Below are 24,003 nucleotides of genomic sequence, written 5' to 3'. Positions count from 1 at the left end.
CGGCCCCCGATCCATCCCGGCTCGCCGCGTTGCGCCTCGCTTGCGTACCGCCTTGGGTACGCGACGCTCTGGCGCGCCTTGCGATCCGGGCGCCTCGGCGACCTCGGTGTTAACATGATTTCCGAAACGCAACACTAGGCGCGCGACAGGAGCAGGAGGATCTCGCGCGCCTTGCCGCCCGCCTCCGGAACGGGCTCGGCGCGGATCCTGAGGCGGCGCGGCGCCGCCGTCCCCACGTCCACCGAAACGACCAGATCTTCGGGGGCGGAGGCCGACTCGAGCGCCTGGCGGAGAGCCGCCGCGCAACCCTCCTCGGCCAGGATCCCGGCGATCCGCGCGTCGTCGGCGCCTTCGGGGCGGACGTCGAGAAGCCGCCGCGCCGGGCCGCTCGCGAAGATCGGCCGCAGCTCCCCGTCCACCACCACGATCCCCTCCTCGAGGCCGTCGCCCAGCGTTTGGAGGCGCCGCTCCGCGCGCAGCATGCGATCGGTCTTCAGCGCATCGAAGGTGCGGACCTGCCGCAACAGGCGGTTCAGGTGCCCGGCCAGCTTCCCCACCTCGTCGCTTCCCGCCGGCAGCGCGGCCACGTCCAGATCGCCGCGCTCCGCCTGCTGCAACACGTGCGTGACGCGCCTCAGGGAGCGGACCACGCGGGCCGGGAGGAACAGGACGAGGGAGATCCCCACCAGTCCCGTGAGGACGATCGTCGTCAGCAGGTTCCGCTGGGCCCGGTTGCTCAGGCTCATCACGTGGCGCCGGTGGACCTCGGCGTGCGCCAGCGCGCGGTCCTCGATCTTCTCCGCGATGGCGTCGATGCGTCCCCGAATTCCGGCGACCTCGTCCAGAATCCGGGCGCGGTCGGGGTTTTCCTCGCGGGCTCCCTCGAGCAGCTCCTCGGAGATGGAATCGGCCGCCTGGCGCATCCGCTCGAACAGGCGGCGCCGGGCGGCGGGATCCCGCTCGCCCTCCGCCTGCGCCCGCAGCGAGCGCAGGCGCGCCTGGAGGCGGAAGAGGGCGCGGTCGACCTCCTCCAGGGCCTGCGGGGACTCGGAAGGGGCGGCGTAGAGGTCCGCCAGCCGCGTCATCGTCAGATCGTACTGGTCGACCAGCGAAGCGATCCGCTCGAAGCCGGCGTCGGGGGCCCCGAGATGGGCGAGACCGTCCAGGGTGGTGCGCCGGATCGCGTCCATGGAGCGGCGGTTCTCTTCGAGGTAGGGGCTCGCCCGGAAGAGCACGAAGGCAATCTCGGTTCCGGCAGCCGCGTCCAGGTTCTCCCGGAGGGAGCGCGCCGAGTCGGCGATGCGCGCATCGATCTGGGTGATGCTGACGACGTCTTCCAGGATCTCGTTCAGGTAGAAGAGGGAAAGCCCGATCACCGGCATGAGGACGAGGAACGAGAAGAAGATGCTCAGCGAGACCTTGGTCCGCAGCGACAGGCTCCTCTCGATGTCGCGGGTGCGCGCGGGCAGCTGCCGCAGGAGCGGACGGCGCGGCGGAGCGATGTCAGTTTCCTCCGAACGGCAGGACGTGATAGGCGAGCATGGAGACGGCGGCCGCGGCGGGGATCGTCAGGATCCAGGCCCAGACGATCCGGTTGGCGACGCCCCAGCGGACCGCGGAGAGCCGGTGCGTGGCCCCGACTCCCATGATCGCGCCGGTGATGGTGTGGGTGGTGCTGACGGGAATCCCCCAGAGCGCCGTCCCGAGAAGCGTGACGGCGCCGGCCGTCTCGGCGCAGAATCCTCCGACCGGCTTCAGCTTCGTGATGCGCTGCCCCATCGTCCTCACGATGCGCCAGCCCCCGAACATCGTCCCGAGGGCGATGACGGCGTGACAGAGGAGGATCACCTGAAAGGGGATCGAGAACTCCCGGAGGAACCCGGCGGAGAACAGGAGCGAGCTGATGATCCCCATCGTCTTCTGGGCGTCGTTCGTCCCGTGGCCCAGGGAATAGCAGGCCGCCGAAACAAGCTGGAGGCGGCGGAAGAGCTTGTCGACGCGCGCCGGCGAGGCGCGCCGGCAGAGCCAGAGGATCGAGATCATCAGAAGGTAGCCGAGCGACAGGCCGATGCAGGGGGCGAGCACGATGAAGAGCAGCGTTTTGATCCATCCCGCCGCCACGAGGACCTGGAACCCCGCCTTGGCGATTCCGGCCCCTGCGTAGCCGCCGATCAGGGCATGCGACGAAGACGTCGGCAGTCCCCACCACCAGGTCAGGATGTCCCACACGATGGCGCCCAGGAGGCCCGCCAGGATCACCCGCGTGTCGACGGCCGAGACGTCGATGAGGCCCTTGCCGATCGTCTTCGCCACGGCCGTGCCGAAGCCGAAGGCGGCGACGAAATTGAAGAACGCCGCCCAGGCCACCGCCTGCATCGGAGACAGGACCCGGGTGGTCACCACGGTGGCGATGGAGTTGGCCGCGTCGTGGAAGCCGTTCAGGAAGTCGAACAGCAGCGCCAGACCGATCACCACGAGGACGAGCGTGGGCAGCATCAGGCGTTCTTCACCATGATCCCTTCGAGGACGTTGGCCGCGTCCTCGCAGGTGTCGGTGGCCCGCTCGAGCGCCTCCAGGACCTCCTTCGTCTTGATGAGCTGAATCGGGTCGGTCTCGAGCTTGAAGAGGCGCGCCATCGCCTCTTGGAAGACTCGGTCCCCTTCGTTCTCCAGCCGGTGGATCTCGATGCAGTGATCCAGGATGCGCTTCGGATCGACCAGGGCGCGGACCGCCAGGCGGATCTGCGCGGTCTGGAGCTTGACGACGCGCGCCAGCTCGGCGGCGCCCTCGATGCGGTTTCGGATGTCGAACAGGATTACCTTGTTCGCGGCCGCGTCCGACAGGTCGACGATGTCGTCCATGGACGACGCCAGGTGGTGGATGTCCTCGCGATCCAGCGGGGTGACGAAGGTCGAGTTGAGCTTCCGGATCAGGTCGTGGATCAGCGTGTCTCCCAGGTGCTCCTTCCCCTTGATCGCGCTCGCCCGATCGGGCAGCCGATCGAAGCTCTCCATCATCTCGACGAGGAGCGCCGCGGTCGCGTCGGCGTTCTCCGCCATGGTGTTGAACATCTCGAAGAACTTTCCTTCCCGCGGGATCAGCTTCCTCCACACGCCGCTCGTCTCCTTGGGGCGCGCGTCCCTCTCAGGACTCTCCGCGCGCCAGCCGCTCGATGTTTTCGTCGCTCCCCACGACCACCAGGATGTCGTTGTCCTCGATCACGTCCGTGGGCTTCGGGAGATCGTTGATCGAGATCTCGAACGCGTTCCTTCCGTCGGGCGCCACGACCGGATTCCTTTTCTGGATGGCGATGATGTTGACGCCGAACTGCTGGCGGAAGTTGATCTTGCCGATCGTCTGGCCGAGGAACTCGGGCCGCGGGACCACCTCGGCCAGGCTGTGGCCGGTGGCAAGCGGAAACTGCTCGTGAATCTCGGGGGCGATGATGCTCCGCGCCACCTGCTCGCCCATCTGCTCCTCCACGTTGATGATCCGCGAGGCCCCCACGCTGAGCAGGATCTGGGCGTGGAGGTCGGAGACGGCGCGCGCCACGATCTGCGGGACGCCGAGCCTCTTGAGGATCGCCGTGGTGAGGATCGACAGCTCCAGGTTCTCGCCCGGGGCGACGATCGCCGCGTCGACGTCCTCCAGCCCGGCGGCCCGCATGGCGTCCTCGTCGGTGGAATCGAGGCAGACCGCCTGCGCGACGTGGTCCTTGATCTCCTCCACTTTGCGGATGTCCTCGTCGACCGCCAGGACCTGCCCGCCCTTCTCCGAGAGGGTGAGCGCCACTTTGGTGCCGAATTTCCCCAGTCCGATCACGGCGAACTGCTTCATCGTCTCCCCGCCGGCCTCAGCCGATCAGGATCCGGGCGTCGGGATAGTGGAACGACGGCTGGGCGGCCCTTTCGCCGGCCGCCAGAGCCAGGATCAGCGGGCCGATCCGCCCCGCGCCGATCAAGAAGATGATTATGAGCTTGCCCGCCACCCCGAGCGTCGGCGTCACGCCCAGGGAAAGACCGACGTTCGCGAAGGCCGACACCGCCTCGAAGAGGAGGGCGACGAAGGAGCCCGGCTGGCAGGCCAGAAGCATCGAAAAGCCGAACGCCACGAGGAGCAGCGAGAAAATCACCACGGCGATCGACTTGTTGACCACCTTCCGGGGCACGCGGCGTCCGAACATCTCCGCGTCGTCGCGTCCCCGGAGCATGGCCCGCACCGCCAGAAGGAGGATCCCCGCCGTGGTCGCCTTGACTCCGCCGGCCGTGGAGGAGGGGCATCCTCCGATGAACATCCAGACGAGCATCAGCCAGAGCGTCACGTTCTGGAAGGAGGCCGGGTCCACCGTGTGGAACCCCGCGGTCCTCAGCGTCACCGCGTGGAAGTACGACGCCAGCAGCTTCTCCTTCACGCCGAGCGTCGCCAGGCTGCCGTCGAACTCGAAGAAGAAGATGAAGAGCGTGCCCGCCACGGTGAGAAAAAAAGTGGCCGCCAGGACGAGCTTCGTGTGGGTCGAGAGCCTCCCGAGGTGCAAGCGCCATCCGCGCCGCACGGGGGCCAGGCTCAGGAAGGCGGCCAGGACGGTGAACCCCACGCCTCCCAGGAGCACGAGGGTCGTGACCACCAGGTTCACGGCCGGATCGCCCCGATAGTGCGACAGGTTGCCGGAAAACAGGGAAAGGCCGGAATTGCAGAACGCCGAGACGGCGTGGAAGGCGCTCGAGAACAGGGCTTCCCGCTCGCTGGGAAAATCCTCCCGCCAGCGCAGGTAGAGCAGGAGGCAGCCGACCGCTTCGATCGCCAGGGTGACCCGGACGATGTAGAAGATGATGGAGCTGAACTTCTGGAGGCTCGCCTCCTCCTTCAGATCCTGCACGAGGGCGCGCGTCCCGGTCCCGAGCCTCCTCTTGAAGAAGGTGGCGATCGAGATCGACAGCGCCATGATCCCGAGGCCGCCGATCTGGATCAGCCCGAGAAGGACCGATTGGCCGAACGGCGTGAAGAAGCTTCCGGGGTCGACCACCGTCAGGCCGGTGAGGCAGGCGGCCGCGGTCGCCGTGAACAGGGCGTCGAGGAACGGGGCTCCGCGTCCGTCGGCGGTCGCCGCCGGCAGGGTCAGCAGGTAGGTGCCCGCCAGGATGAAGAGGAGAAACCCGAACGACACCTGCGGCATGGGACGGAACTGCAGATTGAGCAGCCGCTGCGGGATCCAGCGGGTCCGGGCCGCCATCCGGTAGAGCACGAAGCATTCCCGCAGGATCACCAGGCTGGCGCCCGCGATGGCGTGGCCGTAGAAGAGCGCGTAGAGCACCGGGGCGACCAGGACGAGATCGGGAAGGTGCGCTCCGGCCCAGCTGCGGCGGTCGGGCTCGAAGATCAGGTTCAGGGCCACGTCGGAGAGGAACAGGGCCATCGCCAGGTTGAAGACGACCGTCAGGAGCGGGCCGAACCAGAAGGGCGCCTGCAGCCGGTAGCCCTCCGACAGGAGAAGGAGAGCCAGGGCGAGCGCGGAGGCTCCCAGGGCAGGGAGCCGAAGGCGATTCTGGAGGGGGATGCGCGTTTGCATTTCGGGGGATATATCACATCGCGCCGATCGGGATCCATCGCCGCCGGAAAAGCGGCGCGGGGGTGCGGGAAGGCCGGCGGCGCGGTGCTATAATTTCCGCCGCTACCAAGGGTTGCATGGCCCGGTCCAGCCGGCCGGAGGTCCGCTCAAACGAAGGAGCCCTCGTTGGCCTCCCGCGGGCGAATCCTATTCCGTCTCGCCCTCTTTCTCCTGCTCGCCGTCGCGGCGGCCCTCGTCGTCTTGACCACGCCCTGGCCGGTGCAATGGGCCCGGGGGGAGATCCTCCGCCGGGTGGAGCAGCTCTCCGGCGGGCGCCTCGAGATCGATTCCCTGGAGTTGCATTTCTTTCCGCCGCGCGCCGTCGCCCGGGGCATCCGGTTCGCAGGCCGGGACGCCGAGGGACGCGCCATCCGCTTCGCGTGCGGCGCGGCGGACATCGCGGGACCCTATCGCATTTATTTCGGCCGGTTCGATCGGATCGGCTCCGTCCGGCTGCACCGGCCCGTCCTGACGATCCAGCTGAACCCGAACCCCCCCGCCGCAGCCGCCACGAGCCCGGCGCCGGGAGCCTGGCCGGGAATTCCCCTGGTCGTCGACCGCTTCGCGGTCGACGGGGGCGAGGTGCGGATCGGGGACGCCGCCGCCGGGTGGGAGGCGGTCCTGGAAGAGGCCAGCCTCACCGGGCAAGGAACGGGCGGGGTGGGCGGGCCGACCTGGGAGGGGAGCCTCGATTCGGGAAGGCTCTCGATAATCACCGGCGCCCGCCGGGTGAGCGGCCGGGCCGAGGCGGCGTTCCGGGTCGCCGGCAAGCGCGCCGACCTGTCGGGGATCCGGTTCAACCAGGAGAGCGATCCATTCCACGCCTCGGGCGCGGCGAGCCTCGACTGGCGGGAGGCTGCTCCGCGCCTGCAGCTCACCGCCGACGCCGCCCTGGCGAGACCCCGCGCTCCCCGCGAGGTGATCGGCGATCTCTGGGGGCGGTTCCTCCTCGATCTGCGCGGCGAGAGCCGTGGCGACGGCTTTCATGGGACGGCGAAGTTGCGCTCGCCCGCTCTGGGCCTCGCGGGGGTGCGCGCCGGGGAGGCGTCGGTCGAAGCGCTCCTCGGCCCGGGAAGGCTCGGCTTCTCCCGGCTCACCGCCAAGGTGCTGGGAGGAAGCGTGAGCGGCGAGGGAAGCTTGAGCTGGGAGGGAACGAGCCTTCCCCGGGCGCGCCTCGAGGCGCGCGCCGCCTTGTCGGGCGCCGCCACGGAAGAAATCGCCGGGCTCCTGCCCCTGAAGAGCCTTCCCGTGACCGGCCGCGTCGACCACCGGGGCGAATACCGGATGGAGGCTTTCGATCCCGCGACGCTCGAGGGAAAGGGAGAGGTCACTCTGGCCGGCCGGCTTTCGCAGGGGAGCCGCGAGAGGGTGGACGGCTCTTGCCGTTTCCGCGTCGCCCGCTCCCGCCTGGAGGTGGAGGAGGCGCGACTGAAGACCCCGACGGCGTCCGCCCGCTTCCGGGGATCGATCGCCCTCCCGGGAGAAGGGAGGATCGACGGCGTTCTGTCGGCGGCCGCCTCGAATCCACGGCTTCTGCATCCTCTCCTGCCGGAGCTTCCCGAAGCGGCCCGCGCTCCGCTCGCGGAGATCGTCGACGGCTCTCCGGGCGCCTCCCTCGCCTTCGACGGCAGGGTGTCCGGGAGTTTCGAGGAAATCGTCCTGGCGGGGAAGGGAGAAGCGCATTCCCTCGGGCTGCGCGGCAAGCGCCTCGGCGACTTGCGCTCCCGCCTCACGCTTTCCCGGTCGCGGCTGGAAGTCCAGGAGGCCACGCTGTCGGGCGGAGACGTCACGCTGAGCTTTTCCGGCAGTTTTCCCGCCGGCGGGACGCGCGGCGGGAAGGCCCTGGAGGTGCGGGGGAAAGGCGAAGGCATCGAGCTCGCCTGGCTGAAGGCTTGGTTCGGAGTTTCCTTGCCGGCGGAGGGTGAAGCGGCGATCACCGCCGACCTCTCGGGCCGTCCGGAGGAGCTCGCGGGCCGGATCGAATGGCAGATCCTGCATCCCCGCCTGGCGTCGGTGCCGGTCGATTCCGCGGTGGGAAGCCTGAGCCTCGCTCCCGGCGTGGTGACGCTGGAGAAGCTGGTCGTGAGCCGCGGCGCGGGGAAGATCGAGGCGGCGGGCGAGATCGGCTTGGCGGGAAGACCGATCCACGTCCACGCCGCCGGGGAAGGAATCGATCTGGCCTGGCTCGGCGAAAGCGGACTCCTGCCTTATCCCGCGCGAGGAGTCGTCCGGCTCCAGGCGGAAGTCGCGGGGACGATCGAACGGCCCACCGCCGAAATCGATCTGGAGACTCCGAGCCTCGGGGTGAAGGAGATCGACCTGGGAGAGATGGCGGCGCATTTCAGCGCCGGCCCCGACGGTGGTCGCCTCCAGGTCCGTCCCCGGGAAAAGGGGGTGGCGCTCGACGGCCAGGTCGGGTGGGGAGCCGGTCTGCCGTTCGAGGCCAGGCTCACGCTTGCGCAATACGAGCTGGCCGCCTCGCGGCTCGGCGGGGAGAACGCCCAATGGGACGGCAGCGCCACCCTCAGCGGCTCCTTCCTCGCCCGCGGCTCGCTGAAGGATTTCTCGCGCCTGGACGTCACCGGCGATCTCCGGCAGGTGGCCCTCCGTCTCGGCAAGGAGCAGCTCCTCTCCCGCGGTCCGGCCACCTTGCGCTGGCGGCCGCCCCGCCTCGAGCTGACGCCCCTCCAGCTGGCGGGTCCCGGATCGGAGGTCACGCTTTCGGGCGAATACGATCCGGAATCGGGATCGTACCGCTTCAAAGGGGAGGGAAGTCTGGCGCTGGGATCCCTGGCGTCGCTGTGGCCGGGCGTCGTCGCCGACGGTCGCGGGAGTTTTTCCTTATCCTTTCTCGGCTCGCCGTCGGAGTCGAGGGCGGAGGGGTGGCTGAGCCTCGAAGGCGGACGGCTGAGAGGGGGCGGGCTGCCGTTCTCCGTCTCCTCGCTCTCGGGGCGCTGCGTCCTCGACGCGCCCCACGGCTTTCATCTGGAGGGGGTGAGGATGGACGCCGGGGGAGGCCGGATCCTGGTGGAAGGGAAGGGCACCCTCGAGGGGGCCCGCGTCACCGGGATGGATCTCGCCTTGCGGGGAAGCGACGTCCTGGCGATCGCGCCGAAGGGATTCCGGGGGCGCTACGATCTCGACTTGCGGTTGACGCAGAGCGCCCGGGGGAGGGAGCTCGGGGGGAAGATCAACCTGATCCGCGGCGTCTACGATCGCGATTTCCACCTCGAGAGAAACCTCCTTTCCTTCGGCGGCGGGCAGCCGGTGGTGGAGGAAGAGACTGAATCGGCCGCCGGGAGCGGAGGCTGGCTCGACACGATCGGACTGGACCTGGCGCTCGAGGCCGATCGAGGCCTCTGGATCATCAACGATTTCGCGACGCTCGAAGGGACGGCGCGCTTCCACGTCGGAGGGACGGCGGCGAAGCCGGAGATCACCGGCCGGCTCAGCGCCCTGGAAGGGGGCACGATCCGTTTCCGGATGGTCCGCTACCGGCTGGAGCGCGGCAACATCGATCTGATCGACCCCGAGCATTTCAATCCGTACCTCGACCTGCTGGCGGAGACGACGGTCGCCGACTACCAGGTGACCCTCAAGATCGACGGAAGCATCGAGAATTTCACCTACGAGCTGACCTCCAATCCCCCGCTGAGCCAGCCCGAGATCGTGGCGCTTCTGGTTTCCGGCCGATCCCCGAACCCGTTCCTCGAATCGGGGAGGGTCGCGCAGGACATGGCGTCGGGGTACCTGTCGGCCGGGATCGCCTCGGGGCTGGGAGGCGTCCTGCAGGGCGTCACGGGGCTCGATCAGTTCAGCATCGACCCCGTCTTCCTCACCAGCCAGGGAGATCCCGCCTCGCGCGTGACCGTGGGCAAGCAGATCAGCGAGAAGCTGTTCGCCGCCTACTCCACCCTCCTGACCTCCTCCTCGGAGGAGATCTACCAGCTCGAATATCGCCTCGCGCGCGACGTCAAGTTCACCTCGAGCCGGCAGGCGGACGGACAGCTGGGAGGCGACTTCCGCTACGTGCTCCGGCTGAGCACCGCCCCGGGGAGTCCCGACGTGCGGCCGGCGGAGAAGCTCCGGGTCCAGGCGATCCGCATCCTGGGCTCTCCGGGAATGCCCACCCGGAAGCTGTTCCGGCTCTTCCGGGTGGATCCCGGCGACACCCTGGATCGCGATCGCATCGCCGATCGGGTCGACAAGATCCTGAAGCGGTACCGCCGCAAGGATCGCCTGCAGGCGGTGGTGGAAGCGCGGGAGGAGCCGGTGGAGGGAGATCCGGGCCGGGTGAACGTCGTCCTGCTAGCCGACGCCGGCCCGGAAGTCCGCATCCGGGTCGAGGGCGCCCCCCATCGCCGGAAGAGCGAGCATCGGATGCGGGAGCTCTGGAACGCCTCGGTCTTCCCGGAGGAGGTGCCCGAGGAGGCGCGCTCGAAGCTCGAAGCCGACTTGCGCGAGGACGGCTATTCGCGGGCCAAGGTCGAGATCGCGCTTCCCGTCGACACGCCGGCGCGGCGCGAAGTGATCCTGAAGGCGGAGGCGGGACCGCGGGCCAAGGTCGAGACGGTCGAGATCGCGGGCAACCCGACGCTGAGGACCGACTGGCTGATGGATTTCATCAAGACGAAGGAAGGGCGCACGCTGCACCCCGGCCGTGCCAGCGACGACGCGGCGAGAATCCGCTCCCATTACCTTTCCCTCGGGTTCGCCGAGGCGAAAGTCCCGCCGCCGAAGATCGACCTGTCGCCGGACGGCACCCGCGCGCACCTCCGTTTCGAGATCTCGGAAGGCGATCCCACCAAGATCGCCCGGATCCGCGTCGACGGGAACGCCGCGGTCCCCGAAGAGAAGCTCCTCCAGGGTCTTCCCCTCCAGGCGGGCGATTTCTTCACCCGGGAGAAGGCGCGCGCGGCCGGCGAGGCGATCCGGCGCGTCTACGACCGCGAGGGCTACAGCCGGGCGAAGGTGTCGTACTCGGTCGCCGCCGAGGGCGGCCCCGCCCTCGTCTATCACGTCGACGAAGGCCCGCGGCGGTTCGTGGGAAGGATCGAGATCGAGGGGAACCGGCTGACCCGCGACGAGGTGATTCGGCGGGAGATCACGCTGGCGGAGGGGAAGCCCCTCAGCGCGCAGGAAATCCTGAAGACCCGCCGGGCGCTCTACCGGCTGGGAGTCTTCAGCGCCGTGGATATCAAGGAAGTGGAGGGAGAGGATCCGGTGCGGCCGACGGTGCGGATTCTGGTGTCCGAGACGAAGAACCTGACCCAGGCCCTGGGAATCGGCTACGGGACCGACGAGGGGATCCGAGGGCTGTACGAAATCACCAACTCGAACCTCCTCGGCCGCGCCCGCTCGATCGGGCTCCAGCTGCGCGGCAGCGACGTCAACAGCCGGGTCCAGTTCCTGCTCCGCGATCCTTTCCTCTTCAACCGGCGGCTCGACAGCCTCCTCAGCGCGTTTTGGGAGAGGCGGGAGCGCGACAGCTTCACGCTGACCGAGCTGGGGACGACGCTCCAGGTGTCGGACCCCCACGGCGAGAAGGACCGGACGATCTACCGCTACACCCTGAAGGACGAGAACGTGTCGGACCTGCAGATCACGTCGGTGGATCCTGAAACGGAATCGATTCGCCTCTCCGGCCTCTCCGCGGCGTACGTCCACGACAGCCGGGACAACTTCTACAATCCCCGCCGGGGAGCCTTCGCGACGTTCGACCTGGCCGCCTACGGACAGGCCATCGGCTCGGAAGCGGCGTTCGTCAAGTTCTTCTCCCAAGGCAGCCTGTTCAGGAAAGTGTGGAAGGACAGCGTCTGGGCGCAATCGATCCGCCTCGGGGCGGCCCGTCCCTTCGGCATCTCCGACTCGATTCCGGTCTCGGAGCGCTTCTTCGCGGGAGGGGACACGACCGTGCGGGGATTCAAATTCGATCATCTCGGTCCCCGCGACCCGCTGACGGGAGAGCCGACGGGCGGGGAAGCCCTGTTCATCATCAACGAGGAGTTCCGGTTCCCGATCTGGAAGGCCCTGCGCGGCGTCGTCTTCCTCGACGCCGGCAACGTCACCGCCCGGCTCGCCGATCTCGATCCGCTCGACCTGAGGACGGTCCTCGGCGTCGGGCTGCGGATCGAGACTCCCATCGGCCCGGTCCGGTTCGAGTACGGCTGGAAGCTGGATCGGGAAGCCGGAGAGACGGCCGGAGAGCTCCACATCACCGTCGGGCCGGCCTTCTGAACGGAGCGGGTCGAGGCAAGGAGGAGCGATGCGCGCGCGGGGGTGGCCCGGACTCTGCCTGGGGCTGGCGGCGCTTCTGGCGGTGCTCGGGCCGCCGGCCGGCGGGGCGCCGGCCAAGGCGCCCTACGTCATCGTCCTCGGAATCGCCCAGGACGGCGGATTTCCGCAGGCGGGATGCCAAAGGGAATGCTGCCGCCGGGCCTGGAACGACCGATCGAGGCGCCGCTCGGTGGCCTCGCTGGCGCTGGTGGATCCCGAGTCGTCGGAGCGCTGGCTGTTCGACGCGACGCCCGATTTCCGCGAGCAGATCCACCTTCTCGACGCGGCGGCTCCGGTCCATGGCGCGCCGGCCCTGGCGGGAATCGCTCTGACCCATGGGCACATCGGCCACTACACCGGATTGATGCAGCTCGGCCGCGAAGTCCAGGACGCCCGGGGAGTTCCGGTCTACGCCATGCCCCGGATGGCCGAGTTCCTGCGCGGCTCCGGTCCCTGGAGCCAGCTCGTCCGCCTCGGGAACATCGTCCTCCGGCCCCTCGAGGATGGCAAGGAGATTTCGCTCAACGCGCGCCTCCGGATCACCCCGTTCCGGGTCCCGCATCGCGACGAATATACCGAGACGGTCGGATTCAGGATCCGCGGGCCGCGGAGGACCGTCACCTTCGTCCCGGACATCGATCGGTGGGAGAAATCGAGCGTTCCCTTGAAGGAGATTCTGGCGGGCTCCGACGCCGCCTATCTGGACGGGACTTTCTTCGCCGGAGACGAGCTGCCGGGAAGGGACATGACCCAGGTGCCGCATCCTCCGATCGTGGAGACGCTGGCGATCCTGGCGGCGCTGCCTCCCGCCGAGCGCTCCAAGGTGCGGTTCATCCATCTCAACCACACCAATCCGGCGCTCGATCCGGGCAGCGGCGCGGCGCGCCGCATCGAGAAGGCGGGATGCCGGGTCGCCGAGGAGGGGGAGCGCCTCGAGCTTTGAGCCCCGCTTAGCGGGCCCGGACGGCCACGACGGTCTGATCGTCGCGCGGCGTCTTGAGGCGGGAGTGGTCCTGGACGGCGACGAAGATGCGGTCCACGATGTCGGCGGCGGGTCGCGCGGCGTTCTCGACCACGAGGTCGCGAATCCGTCCGACGCCGAATTCGTCGTCGGCCGCGTCCATGGCTTCGGAGACGCCGTCGGTATACAGGATCAGGACGTCCCCCGGCCGCAGGGCGACGTAGCCGCGCATGTAGCGAATGCCCAGGCTGGGACCCAGGACCGGCCCGCCCTCCGACAGCTCCCGGAAGCGATTCCGGTGCAGCAGCAGCGGGGCGGGATGTCCGCAGTTGCTGTAGATGAAGTTCCCGAGAGCGTCCAGCTCGCCGTAGAAAAGCGAGACGAACTTGGACGCCAGGGCGGAGCGGTGGATGACCCGGTTCAGCCTCTCCAGCGTCTTGACGATCTTGAGATCTTCCGCCATCCCCATGCGCAGCCCGATGATGACGTCCCGAGCCTGAAGGGCGGCAGGGAGGCCGTGCCCCGAGGCGTCGGCGATCGCCAGCCCCAGCGTCTCTTCGGAGACGGGGAGGAAATCGTAGAGGTCGCCGCCCACCACCTCGGCCGGCACCGAGCGGCCGTGGATGTCGAAGCGGCCGAACTTGGGAGGCGTTTTCGGCAGCAACGAGACCTGGATCTCCCGGGCCTCGAGCAGCAGATCGAAAAGGGCCTGCTCCCTGAGCTTGAGGTTGATCACGTGGCGGATGGTGTTCAAGGCGTAGGAAGTCCTGCCTTTGAGGATCTGGCCCCGGAGCGTGAACGAGATCACGTATTCGTCATGCTCCCCGACGAGGATGGCGGCGAAGACCTTGACCCCCACCACGTCCTCGATGCGCGGATCGAAGCCCGGGTCGCTCTCGCTCATCAGCAGATAGCCGCTCCGGAGCATCTCCTTGATGGGGGCGTAATGGATCGGGATCTTGTAGCCGAGGGGCGCCCGGCTCTTGCCGGTCTGATGCGTCAGGACGTAGCGCGCTCCCTTCCTCTCGTAGAGGCGCCCGCCCACCACTCCCAGCTCGGCTTGAAAGTCGCGCACGATCGAGACGAGCGCTTCCGAGAGCATCTGGGAGACGGAGTGGGACCGCTCGATGGCGCCGAGAGTTCTTTCGAGTTTCCGGTACCAGGCTTTGTGTCCCGTGCCCGGGATCGGCGCGGGCGGCGCAGACGCTGACTTCTTGGATTCGTCCATAGGGGGCATCATCCTGAAGGACCCTCGGGGCGAAGTCAAACGGGCCCGTCAGTGGCCGGGAGCGGGGGCGGCGAGGTCGGAGCGGACCCAAAGGCGCGCGACGACATAATCGGGCGGGACCAGGACGTAGGAGCGGCTGACGTGGCCGGGAAGAGAGAAAGCCGGGACGCGGGAGAGCCCGGTGAAGACCTTCAGGAATTTCGGGTCGGCCCGGTCGAGCGTTACCAGGAGCGGGAGAGCGGCCAGCGATTCAGGAGGCTCGGCGGGCAGCGCGGTGCGCTGATACAGGACCCCGGGCTCGTCCTTGAGGTACCAGGCGATCGGCCAGGGATAAGGAAGGCAGACGATCGCCTGCGGAAAGGAGCCCGCCTCGAGGCGGGGGATCGTCGCGCGGATCTCGCGGACGAGCTGCATCGCCTCCTCGCCCGTCTGGTGATAGACGAGCGGCTCGGCGACGGGATCCGCGGGATGGACGAAATTCAACAGGAGCGTGCGCGGCAGGGGGAGAAGCGCCAGGAGCGCGGCGGCGGGAAGCGCCAGCCGCGCGCCTCCGGCCTTCTGCAGCGCCGCGAGCAGCCGCGCTCCCGCGCCGCCGCCGAGGATTGCCATCGGCAGCAGCGGCGTCAGCAGGAGCCAGGGCGTCTTGTACGGAAGCGCCAGGTGCACCGCGGTGAGGGCGGCCGCGTCCAGCGTCAGGAAGAGCGCGAGCGGTCTACCGGTTCGCAGCGCGAGCCAGGCGCCGGCGAGGGCCAGAGAGACGATCAGCCATTCGTAGCGGCCGAGGAGCGCCAGGTAGAACGAGGGCGGATGGGCGTGCAGGATCGCCGCGTCCTTGCCGGAAGCTCCCACCGCGATCATCTCCGCGAGGTTGCGGAGGAGGTTCTTCAGGCCAGCGCCGCTCCGGAAGAAATCGGTGTAGGCCGCGGTGACGATCAAGACGCCGCCGAAGAGCACGCCCGCCAGGATCCGGGGACGGCGGAGAATCTCCGCGGCGAACTGGCGAACCGCGGCGCGGAACCGGGGGCCGCCGGCCGCCGCTCCCAGCGCGAGGGCGATGGCGGCGCATCCCCAAACGACGACGAACGTCTCTTTGATCGTCACCATCAAGGCGCCCGAGAGCACGAAGCCGGCGATCACGCCGGGTCTGGCGCGGGCGGCGCATGCGGCGCCGCACGCCAGGAACAAGGCGCTCGCCAGCGCGAAATCGATCTCCTGGATGGCGTAGCGCGAGTAATAGACGAACGAGGGGGAGAAGATCAGGAGCCCGGCCGCCAGAATCCAACCGGGATCGGTGAGCTGCCGCCGGAGGGGAAGGAGGGCGAGCGGCAGAAGGCACCCCGCCAGGGCGAAGGGGAAGCGGATCCAGAAGGTCGAATCGCCGCCCACGGCCAGGGCGGCTCCTCCGGCGAAGTATTGGAAGGGACCGTGGCGATTGGACGATTCGTAGAGGAGGGAGCCGCTGTCGCGGAATTGAGCGGAGAGGAGCGCTCCCACCGCCTCGTCGCCGTGCAGCGGCCGGTTCTCGAGATCGGCGAGCCGCAGGAGGCATCCCGCCGCCAGGAGCGCCGCGAAGATCCAGGGCGCGCCGCGGGCGGGGCGGGGGGCGGCGCGCCGTTCGGCGACCGTCAAGGCCGTTCCTCGAGCCGCCTCTTCAGCGCCGCCGCGTCGGCGTTCCCGGGCTCGGCGGCCAGCGCCGCGTCGAGGTGGCGGCGCGCCGCTTTGCGGTCTCCCCGCGCCAGGAGCAGCTCCCCCGCCTTGACGTGGGCCCGCGCGTAGCCGGGATTCAGCCGGGCGGCCGTTTCGAACTCGCCCAGCGCCTCCGCCGTCTTGCCGCGCGCCTCCAGCAGGAGCCCGAGGTTGAAGTGCGGCTTCTCATAGGAAGGATCGAGCGCCGCCGCGGCGCGGTACTCCTTCTCGGCCTCGTCGAAGCTCCCTTTCTTCTGAAGAACGATCCCGAGCGTGTTGCGCAGGCTGGCGCTGCCGGGCTCCGCCGCGACGGCCCGGCGGGCGGCGTCGACGTCGCCGGCGCCTTGCGAGACGCCGGCTTGCCGCAGCTTCGCCTCGAGATCCGGACTCGCCGTCCCCAAGGAGAGCGCCTTCCGGTACTGCTCCAGGGCCTCTTCCGTCCTGCCTTGCTCCGCGAGCGTCTTGGCCCATTGGATGTAGGCCTTGGCGAAGCGCGGTTTCCGGAGCGTCACCTGCCGGTACTGGTCGATCGCCTCCTCGAAACGCCCCTTCCGGGTCAGCGCGTTTCCGAGGTTGATTCGGTAGAACTCGAAATCGCTCACGGCGAGAGCCTGCCGGTATTCCTCGATCGCCCGATCGTAATCCGCGAGGTCGTAGTAGAGGTTCCCCTGGTTGTAATGGACGTTGGCTTCCTGGAAGAGGTGATCCCGGCCGTAAGGGATCAAGGTCAAGGCTCCGGCAGCTGCGACGGCCAGGGCCGCCGGCAGGGCGTCGAGCAGCGCCCCTTGCCGCAGCCGCGCGCCGATCCTCTCGGCGGCGATGCCGGCGAGGATCGCCAGGGCCGGGACGACCGCGATCCTGTAGCGCGAGGAGACGTAGAAGAGCAGGGGAGGAGCCGCGGTCGCCAGCAGGTAGAGATAGACGGGAGCGAGACGGGCGATCTCTCGCCGCGCCATCCAGGCGCCGGCCGCCGCCCCGGCCGCCAGGAATCCGAAGGGGACGAAGAAGAGCCACAAGACGGACACCTGCCGGCGCTCGAGGGCGAGGCTGTATTCGGTCGAGTATTCGTAGCTCGAAAGCCAGCGCAGCAGTTTCAGCTGCAAGAGGCCGAGGAACTCTCCGGGATGATCGCGGATGACGTCCAGCCCCTGGCGAAACCAGTAGCCCGAGACTTCGGAGGCCGAAAGCTTCCGCCCGACCGCCTTCTCGGCGATCGCCTTCTCCTCGGCCTCCTGGGAGAGCGGCGAGCCGGTGAAGCCCTCCACCGGGCGGTAGAGTCCGCGCGAGGCGGGCAGGTTGCCTTGCAGGAACGTGATTCCGCCCTGCGAGGAGATCGGGAGGAAGCCGCCCCCGGAGCGAAAGTTGTGGAGAGTGGCGGGCGCCAGCGCCAGGATCGTCCCGGCGGCGAGGGCTCCGGCCGGCCGCAGGCCCCCCGCTCGGAACAGGAGCGCGCCGGCGAAGACCGGCGCGAGAAGAAGCGACGCCGGATGGGCCAGCGCCGCCAGCCCGACCGACACCCCCGCGGCCAGCCAGCGTGTCGCGCCGCCCTTCCGCCAGGCGTCGGCCAGCAGAGCCAGCGAGGCGACGGAGAGTGCCACGCCGAGACTCGTCGACATGAGCTTGGTCTCGAAGAAGGGAAGCGGGGCATAAAGGACGAGCAGCGCGCCCGCCAGGATTCCGGCGCCGGCGGAGGCGCACTGCCGGCCGATCCGGATCACCAGGTAGAGGACGCCGATCCCCAGCCCGATCTGGAAGAGGTAGACGGGGAGATAGTGGTGTCCCAGGATCCTGAAGAAGAACGCCAGCAGGTAGGGATAAAGAGGAGCGTGGTAGAAGGCGGGACCGGCGAGCCATTCTCCCGCCGCGATCCGCCCGGCCCAGAGGTCGTAGACCTGCGCGTCCAGCATCAGACGGCCGTAGAAGATGCTCCGGGCGCGGTACTCGAAAAGGTAGAGCAGGCGCATCAGCAGGGCCGCGAAAAGGATCGAGCTGACGAGCCGCCTTTCGGAGCGCGCGGAGAAAACCGGCGCCGCGGCCCCGCCAGCCGCGGCCGGCCGCCCGGCGGGTCCCTTATGGGCTTGGCGGGCGCGGCTCTTCTTCCCCAGATTTCCTCCCCGAAGACGGCGGTCGGCGCGGCGAGAAAGCGCAAAAAAGAGCGACAGTGTACACCGCTCCGGCGCCCGCCGTAATTGAATCGGGAGAGGCCTTCCATTAGAATGCCTGCAGCCCGGTTCGCGCCCCTTTCCGGGCGGGAGTCGGCCGTTATCCTGATTCGCAAGCATTTTTTCCTCGGTCTGGGCTTCGCCGGCGCCTTCTCGCTCGCCTCGGCGGCCGTGCGCGAGGTCGATTTGGTCGTCGAGGGGATGAAGTGTCCTCTCTGCGCGCGCGGCATCCGGGAATCGCTCGTCCGGCTGCCGGGCGTGGGAAGCGTCGAGGCCGATCTCGAAAGCGGCCGGGTGAAGATCGCGGCGATGCCGGGACACTCCCTGGACTTTCAAGGGATTCGAACGCGAGTGGAGAGATGGGGCTTTCAAATCGTTCCCGAGCCGGTGATCGTCCGGGCCGTAGGCACGATCCAGCACGGACCCCGGGACCGGCTGATGTTCCACGTCCTGGGAAACGATCAGGAGTTCGATCTCCTGGAAGGCGAGGAGCTCCGGCGGCTCCTGTCGAAGCTCCCTCCCTCCGGCGCCCCGCGGGTGGCGCTGACCGCCCGGCTGCACGCGCAGCCGGAGCATCTGCCCGCCACCCTTTCCGTCCTGAGCTACGAGGTCAGCCCACGATGAATCTACCCCGGCGCTCCCAGTCCAACTTCTTGGCGCTCGTCGCTCTGGTCGCGGCGCTCGGCTCGTTCCGGTGCTCGGGCGGAGCCACCGCCCCCGCCTCGCCGGCTTCTTCGTCGTCGAAGGAGATCCGCCTGAACTTCTCGCTGCCGACGCCCGGCGGTGCCCCGGTGGATCTGAAGAAGTTCGACGGGAGCATCCGCGTCGTCGATTTCTGGGCCACGTGGTGTCCCCCGTGCCGGGAGGCGATCCCTTCGCTGAACGCGCTGCACCGCAAGTACAAGGAACAAGGGGTGAACATCCTGGGAGTCTCGGTCGACGAGAATCCGAAAGTGCTGGCGGCCTTCGACCAGGAGGTTCACATCGAATACACCTCGCTGATGAGCAGCCGCGACGCCGAGGAGGCCTTCGGCGGCGTGGCCGGACTGCCGACGACTTTCGTCCTGGACCGCCAGGGGCGCGTCTTCCAAAGTTACGTCGGCCCGGTCGACCGGGAGACCCTGGAAGGGGACATCCGGTCGCTGCTCGCCGCCCGGTAGGAGAGATTCCCTTGGACGACCGTCTCCGGGAGCTCGACGAGGCCCTCCTCAAGGTGATGTCCGTGGTCAAGGAGCGGATCATCAAGGGGGAGATGAGCCGCGAGGAGATCGTGAAGTTCCTCGACATGCTCTCGGAGCGGATCAAGCTCCTGCCGGAGCGGGTGGCGCGCTACGAGCGCTTCGGCTCCCTCCCTTTCACCGAGAAGCGCCGGGTGGCCCGCGAGCTCAGCAGCAAAGTGGACGAGGCGCTCGCCTCGTTCAAGGAGTTCATGAGCGAGTACCTCGAGGAGACGGAAGTCCGCGAGGACGAGGAGACGATCCACTGAGGTTTCCGCTCACGGCCCCGCCAGCCGTCTGAAAATCGGATACAGCGTCAGCAGGATGCCGGCGGCCGTCGCCGCGAAATCGGCGCGCGCCAGCGCCGATCCGAAGTCCCGCCGCGTGAAGATCTTCCCCACCTCCAGCCAGTTCCCCCCGGCGCGCTCGGCCGCCTGCACTCCTTTGAGGAAGTCCTCTCCGGAATCGAAGACCGCCCGCGACCCTTCCGGCCAGGGGGCCGTGCGGTAGACCCGGCAGCGCAGCCCGGCGGGGACCGCGATCCGGGCGAGGACCCGCGGGAGGTCGCCATGCGACATGAGGAAGAGGAAGCGGCCGAAGCCTTCCCCGGCGGTGTCGAATCCCAGCCGCACCGCAACGTAGGGCTGGTGAATCCCGACGTTGAGCTGGGCGAGCTGCTGGTAACGATGCGGGTGCGAGGAGAGGGCGAGCCAGGTGCAGAAGGGCTGGTAGCCCGGCGGCCAGTTCAGCTGGGGAAGGTGCGGGTGAAGCCCCTCGATCCCGCGCCGGCGGAAATCGGCCAGGATGTCCTCGCCGAGCGCCGACAGCTTCGGGTGGAGGAGCCGGAGAATCTCCTCGCGGCGGCGCGCGCGGTCGGCAATCCGGAAAGCGGCGAAATCCTCAGGAGAGAAGCCGGGAAACCGGAACGAGGCGGTCATGGGAGAAGTCCACGGAGATCGGCTCCGGACGATTATAGTGCAGCATGAGCCGGTCCGCGGCGCCCCGCGCCGGTTGAATGATTCCCCCGACTTCGGTACGATGGGGCAGAGCCTAGGCCCCTCCGCATTCCTTTCCTTCGGGGAAAAACGTGCCGCAGTCGCCTGTCAAGGTGGACGCGATCGTTCTGGCCGGCACGCATCAGGACAAGCGAAGACTGATCGCCGGCCAGAACAAGGCCTTCCTGCCGCTGGGAGAGCGGATCTGCCTGGAGCTGATCCTGGAGGCGCTGGGAGCCGCGCGCCGAGTCGGGCGGATCTTCGTGGTGGGCCCGGAGGTCGAGCTGCGGCGGCGGGTGCCGCCGGAGCGCTGGGGCCAGCGGATCGTCCCCGAGTCGGGGCGGATGCTCGACAACGCCTGGAAGGCGTTCGCCGCGGCGGAGGAGTCGGCGATCGGCCTGACTTCCGCCGAGCTGGAACGGCGCCCTTACCTCTTCCTCACCTCCGACATTCCGCTGGCCGTCAGCGAAGCGATCGATGACTACGTCGAACGGTGCTTCATGCTGGAAGAGGAGCGTGGCGCGACGTTCGATTTCCTCCCCGGGCTCGCCGACGAGGCGGCCCTCGCCCCCTTCTATCCCCGCACCTCGCGGCGGGGAATACGCCGTCCCTACATGGAGCTGAAGCACCAGCGGCTCCGCCTGGCGAACATCCACCTGGCGCGCCCGCGGCGCATCCGGAACCTCGAAATCCTCCAACAGGGCTTTTCGGCCCGCAAGCTGACCCAATGGTGGAGCGTCGGCCGCCTCATCGGCTCCTTCCTGAGGAATCCGGGCGGGATCCGCGGCGCCTGCCACGTCGCCTGCTTCCAGGCGGCGTCCGTCCTCGAGCGGCACGGCTGGTCCTGGTTCTCCTCCGTGGTGCGAAACTCCCTCGATCTCGCCGCGGTCGAGCGCAGCGCCTCCGCCATGCTGGGATGCGGTTTCGCCGCGGTGATCACCCCGTTCGGCGGCCTTTCCCTGGACATGGACGAGGAGTCGGATTACGAGATCATCCGGGAGAACCTCCTGCCGTGGACGGAGCACCAGCGCACCCTTCTGGCGGCGGGGGTCGCGCCGCGGGCGGCGTCGGCGGTGGCCGAGACCGCCGCGGGCCCTCCCCCCGGAGGCGCTCCGGCCCCGCCGTTACGCCCGACACGGGAGCCCGACCTTTGAAATCGGGCCCCCCGGCGGCCGGAGACCGGGCGGCCCGGCCCGCCGGGAAAGGCGCCCGGGGCCCCTTCCCCCTCCACGACGACGCTCCGACTCACCGCAGGATGGTCCGTTTCCTGTTCGCCCTCTCCGGGGCGAGCGCCTTGGTCTACGAAGTCATCTGGACCAAGCGTCTCACCCTGGTCGTCGGCGTGAGCACCTTCAGCCTGAGCATCGTCCTCGCGGCGTTTCTTTGCGGTCTGGCGCTGGGCAGCCTCCTGTTCGGCAGGAAGGCGGCCCAATGGAGCCGGCCGCTACGCGCGTATGCCGCCCTGGAGCTGGGCGTCGCCGCCGGCGCCCTGGCGCTTCACCTGGTTCTTCCCGGGCTCGAAAGCGCCTACGCCGGGCTGCACCGGCACCTCGGCGCATCGCTTGCGGCCGTCCGGCTCGTCCGGATCGTGATCTGCTTTCTCGCCCTTCTGCCGCCGACCCTGCTGATGGGCGGAACGCTGCCGATTCTCTGCCAGCGCGAGGTTGCGCGCGGCGAGACGCTGCCCGCGAGCCTGGCCGGCTTGTACGCCGTGAACACCTTGGGCGGCGCCGCCGGCACGCTCTTGGCGGGGTTCGTCCTCATCGAGCGACTGGGGCTCACCGGGACGCTCCTGGTCGCCGTCCTCCTCAATCTGCTGGCGGCCGCCGCGGCCTGGACGCTCGACGCCGCGGAGGCGGGCGGCGCCCCCGGCCGGGATCATCCGGGGCGCTCCGGAGAAATGCCCCGCGGCGGGCGCTCGCCGGGGGAGGCCGGAGCTCTCGATCGGCGCGGGCGCGCCGTCCTGCTCGGCGTCTTCGCCCTCTCCGGCTTCGCGGCGCTCTCCTTCGAGATCCTCTGGACCCGCTCTCTGAACATCTTTCTCCGCAGCGGCTTCGTCTATTCCTTCACCCTCATGCTCGCCACGTTTCTTCTCGGGATCGTCCTGGGGAGCTGGATCTTCCACCGCTTCCTCGATCCACGCGGCGTCGCCGGGCTGCTCGGGTTCGCGGCCCTCGAGATCGCCGTCGGCGCCTGGGGCCTTCTTTCGATTCCCCTGCTGACCCGCGCGGCGTCGCTGCCCGAAGCGGTCTCGAAGTCCCTCGGATCGGGGGAGTATTCCTGGGGCGAATGGACGCTGGCCTGGATCTTCGCGTCCGTCATGGTCCTGATCGTCCCCTCGACGCTTATGGGGATCCTGTTCCCGCTCGCCGGCAGGCTCTTCGTGATTCCGGCGCGCGCCGGCAGCGGGGTGGGAGCCTTGTATGCGGCGAACACCGCGGGATGCGTGGCGGGGGCCGCGGTCACCGGCTTCCTCCTGATCCCGCGCTTCGGCACCCTGGAGAGTCTGCGGCTGATCTCCATCTTGAACCTGGCGTGCGCGGCGCTGCCGCTGCTGGCAGTTCGCGGCGCCGGAGGGGCCCGGCGCTCGCGCCGCGCCCTGGCGCTTTCGGCCGCCGCGCTCGTCGCCCTGGGAGGCCTGCTCCTTCCCTCCGGACTGATCCGATCGCGGATCATCGCGTCGCGCCCCGGGCGCAATCTGCTGTTCGCCGAAGGGGCGGCCGGATTGGTGGAAGTCTACGAACGGCGGGGAGTGGAGGGGAACTCCTATCGGAAGCTCTATTTCAACGGCACTTCCTACGCGGGAACCACCCAGAGCGGCCGGCGCTACCACCGTCTTCTGGGGCATCTCCCGGCGTTGCTCCATCCCCGGCCGAGAACCGGGCTGGTCATCGGCTTCGGCAGCGGGATGACCTTCGGCGCCATGATGCTGGACGCGCGGATCGAGCGGGTCGACTGCGCCGAGCTGTCCCCCGAGGTGCTCCGGGCCGGCTCGCTCTTCGCGCGGGACAACGGCGGAGCCCGCGACGACCCGAAAGGGAGGATCATCCTGGGCGACGGCCGCGAGCATCTCCTGATCACCACGGAGCGCTACGACCTCATCACCCTGGAGCCGCCGCCGCCGCGGTTCGCCGGCGTCGTCAACCTCTACTCCGAGGATTTCTACCGCCTGTGCCGCTCCCGAATCCGGAACGGGGGCCTGATGGCGCAGTGGATCCCGATGCACAGCCACAGCGTCCCGGAGATGCGCAACCTCGTGCGCTCCTTCCTCGAGGTCTTTCCGGAGGCGACGTTCTGGGCGCCGACGCCCCGGGACGGGATCCTGGTCGGCTCGGTCGCTCCCGTCCCGGTCAGCGCCGCAGAGCTGCGCGCCCGCATGGCGGCGCCGCGCGTCGCGGCCGATCTGGCGTCGATCGACGTCCCCGATCTCGGGGCCCTTCTCGGCTCGCTCCTCCTCGACGCCCCGGCCCTCGCCGCCTACGTCCGGGACGCCCGATCGATCACCGACGATCGCCCCACCATCGAATACTTCGCGGCGTTCGATCTGGTCGAGCATCCGGGACACCTGGAGGACGTCCTCCGGAATGGGATCAATCCGGCCCGGTGGCTCGAGGCCGCCGGCGGCGGGGCGCCGCTCTCCTTGAGCGCCGCGGAGGTGCGGCACCTCCAGGCGATGCAGCGGCTGCTGCTCGGCGCGGTGGCGGGGGATCGGGGAGACCTGGAAGGGAAGCGCCGGGAATATGCCGCGGCGCTCGGCCTCCATCCCGAGTCGATCTTTCTGCGCCGTCTGAACCGGGTGGGCCCCGGGGGCGACGACTAGTGTTGCGTTTCGGAAATCATGTTAACACCGAGGTCGCCGATGCATCCCGGCTC

Annotated in this window: 16 protein-coding genes; 7 read left to right on the top strand and 9 right to left on the bottom strand. The window is 69.0% G+C overall.

The annotated features are described in order from the left end of the window. Positions 1–134: 134 nt before the first annotated feature. The 5 genes from VGR67_03340 to VGR67_03320 form a co-directional block, all read right to left on the bottom strand. The gene (locus tag VGR67_03340; GenBank protein HEV8335430.1) at positions 135–1,382 is read right to left on the bottom strand and encodes a HAMP domain-containing protein; all 1,248 of its coding nucleotides are present in this window, start codon (positions 1,380–1,382) and stop codon (positions 135–137) included. A 121-nt stretch (positions 1,383–1,503) separates the two neighbouring features. Then, a complete protein-coding gene (locus VGR67_03335; protein HEV8335429.1) occupies positions 1,504–2,496 on the bottom strand; it encodes an inorganic phosphate transporter in 993 nt (330 codons plus the stop codon). Continuing rightward, positions 2,496–3,113, bottom strand: coding sequence for a DUF47 family protein (locus VGR67_03330; GenBank protein ID HEV8335428.1), 618 nt, complete (start codon positions 3,111–3,113; stop codon positions 2,496–2,498). Before VGR67_03330 ends, VGR67_03335 begins: the two co-directional genes overlap by 1 nt. 31 nt (positions 3,114–3,144) lie before the next feature. Further along, on the bottom strand, positions 3,145–3,837 hold the full coding sequence (locus VGR67_03325; GenBank protein ID HEV8335427.1) for a TrkA family potassium uptake protein: 693 nt from the start codon (positions 3,835–3,837) through the stop codon (positions 3,145–3,147). A 16-nt stretch (positions 3,838–3,853) separates the two neighbouring features. After that, on the bottom strand, positions 3,854–5,566 hold the full coding sequence (locus VGR67_03320; protein HEV8335426.1) for a TrkH family potassium uptake protein: 1,713 nt from the start codon (positions 5,564–5,566) through the stop codon (positions 3,854–3,856). Positions 5,567–5,731: 165 nt separating this feature from the next. Between VGR67_03320 and bamA the strand changes: the two genes are divergently transcribed. Together bamA and VGR67_03310 are read left to right on the top strand one after the other, a co-directional pair. After that, positions 5,732–11,842, top strand: coding sequence for an outer membrane protein assembly factor BamA (bamA, locus tag VGR67_03315; GenBank protein ID HEV8335425.1), 6,111 nt, complete (start codon positions 5,732–5,734; stop codon positions 11,840–11,842). 28 nt (positions 11,843–11,870) lie between these two features. Beyond that, positions 11,871–12,824, top strand: coding sequence for an MBL fold metallo-hydrolase (locus VGR67_03310; GenBank protein HEV8335424.1), 954 nt, complete (start codon positions 11,871–11,873; stop codon positions 12,822–12,824). Between the two features lie 7 nt (positions 12,825–12,831). Here the strand turns inward: VGR67_03310 and VGR67_03305 are convergent, their stop codons facing one another. Genes VGR67_03305 through VGR67_03295 form a run of 3 tightly spaced genes read right to left on the bottom strand, consistent with a single transcriptional unit; the run spans position 12,832 to position 17,720 of the window. Next, complete coding sequence (locus tag VGR67_03305; GenBank protein ID HEV8335423.1) at positions 12,832–14,070, bottom strand: PP2C family protein-serine/threonine phosphatase; 1,239 nt, start codon at positions 14,068–14,070, stop codon at positions 12,832–12,834. A gap of 48 nt (positions 14,071–14,118) precedes the next feature. Next, the gene (locus tag VGR67_03300; GenBank protein HEV8335422.1) at positions 14,119–15,699 is read right to left on the bottom strand and encodes a flippase activity-associated protein Agl23; all 1,581 of its coding nucleotides are present in this window, start codon (positions 15,697–15,699) and stop codon (positions 14,119–14,121) included. Then, a complete protein-coding gene (locus VGR67_03295) occupies positions 15,696–17,720 on the bottom strand; it encodes a tetratricopeptide repeat protein (protein HEV8335421.1) in 2,025 nt (674 codons plus the stop codon). Before VGR67_03295 ends, VGR67_03300 begins: the two co-directional genes overlap by 4 nt. Positions 17,721–17,972: 252 nt before the next feature. Between VGR67_03295 and VGR67_03290 the strand changes: the two genes are divergently transcribed. From VGR67_03290 to VGR67_03280, 3 genes are read left to right on the top strand one after another with little or no spacing between them, the layout of a single operon-like run. Then, positions 17,973–18,542 carry a heavy metal-associated domain-containing protein gene (locus VGR67_03290; GenBank protein ID HEV8335420.1) on the top strand — a complete coding sequence of 190 codons (570 nt, stop codon included), beginning with the start codon at positions 17,973–17,975 and terminating at the stop codon, positions 18,540–18,542. Beyond that, entirely contained in the window at positions 18,539–19,078 is a 540-nt protein-coding gene (locus tag VGR67_03285) for a TlpA disulfide reductase family protein (protein ID HEV8335419.1), read from the top strand. The genes VGR67_03290 and VGR67_03285 overlap by 4 nt, the downstream gene beginning before the upstream one ends. An 11-nt stretch (positions 19,079–19,089) precedes the next feature. Further along, complete coding sequence (locus VGR67_03280) at positions 19,090–19,404, top strand: hypothetical protein (GenBank protein HEV8335418.1); 315 nt, start codon at positions 19,090–19,092, stop codon at positions 19,402–19,404. 9 nt (positions 19,405–19,413) lie between these two features. On the opposite strand, the gene VGR67_03275 is transcribed toward VGR67_03280, so the two are convergent. Continuing rightward, the gene (locus tag VGR67_03275; protein ID HEV8335417.1) at positions 19,414–20,073 is read right to left on the bottom strand and encodes a DUF1054 family protein; all 660 of its coding nucleotides are present in this window, start codon (positions 20,071–20,073) and stop codon (positions 19,414–19,416) included. Between the two features lie 149 nt (positions 20,074–20,222). Here VGR67_03275 and VGR67_03270 point away from each other — a divergent pair, with 149 nt between their 5' ends. Both VGR67_03270 and VGR67_03265 read left to right on the top strand, forming a co-directional pair. Continuing rightward, positions 20,223–21,284 carry a hypothetical protein gene (locus tag VGR67_03270; GenBank protein ID HEV8335416.1) on the top strand — a complete coding sequence of 354 codons (1,062 nt, stop codon included), beginning with the start codon at positions 20,223–20,225 and terminating at the stop codon, positions 21,282–21,284. Then, positions 21,281–23,950, top strand: coding sequence for a fused MFS/spermidine synthase (locus tag VGR67_03265; GenBank protein HEV8335415.1), 2,670 nt, complete (start codon positions 21,281–21,283; stop codon positions 23,948–23,950). Before VGR67_03270 ends, VGR67_03265 begins: the two co-directional genes overlap by 4 nt. Positions 23,951–24,003 lie beyond the last annotated feature (53 nt).

The sequence above is a fragment of the Candidatus Polarisedimenticolia bacterium genome (genome assembly GCA_036004685.1).
GTDB lineage: Bacteria > Acidobacteriota > Polarisedimenticolia > Gp22-AA2 > AA152 > DASYRE01.
The sequence above is the reverse complement of the archived record's forward strand: the minus strand, read 5'-3'. Positions and strand labels throughout refer to the sequence as shown.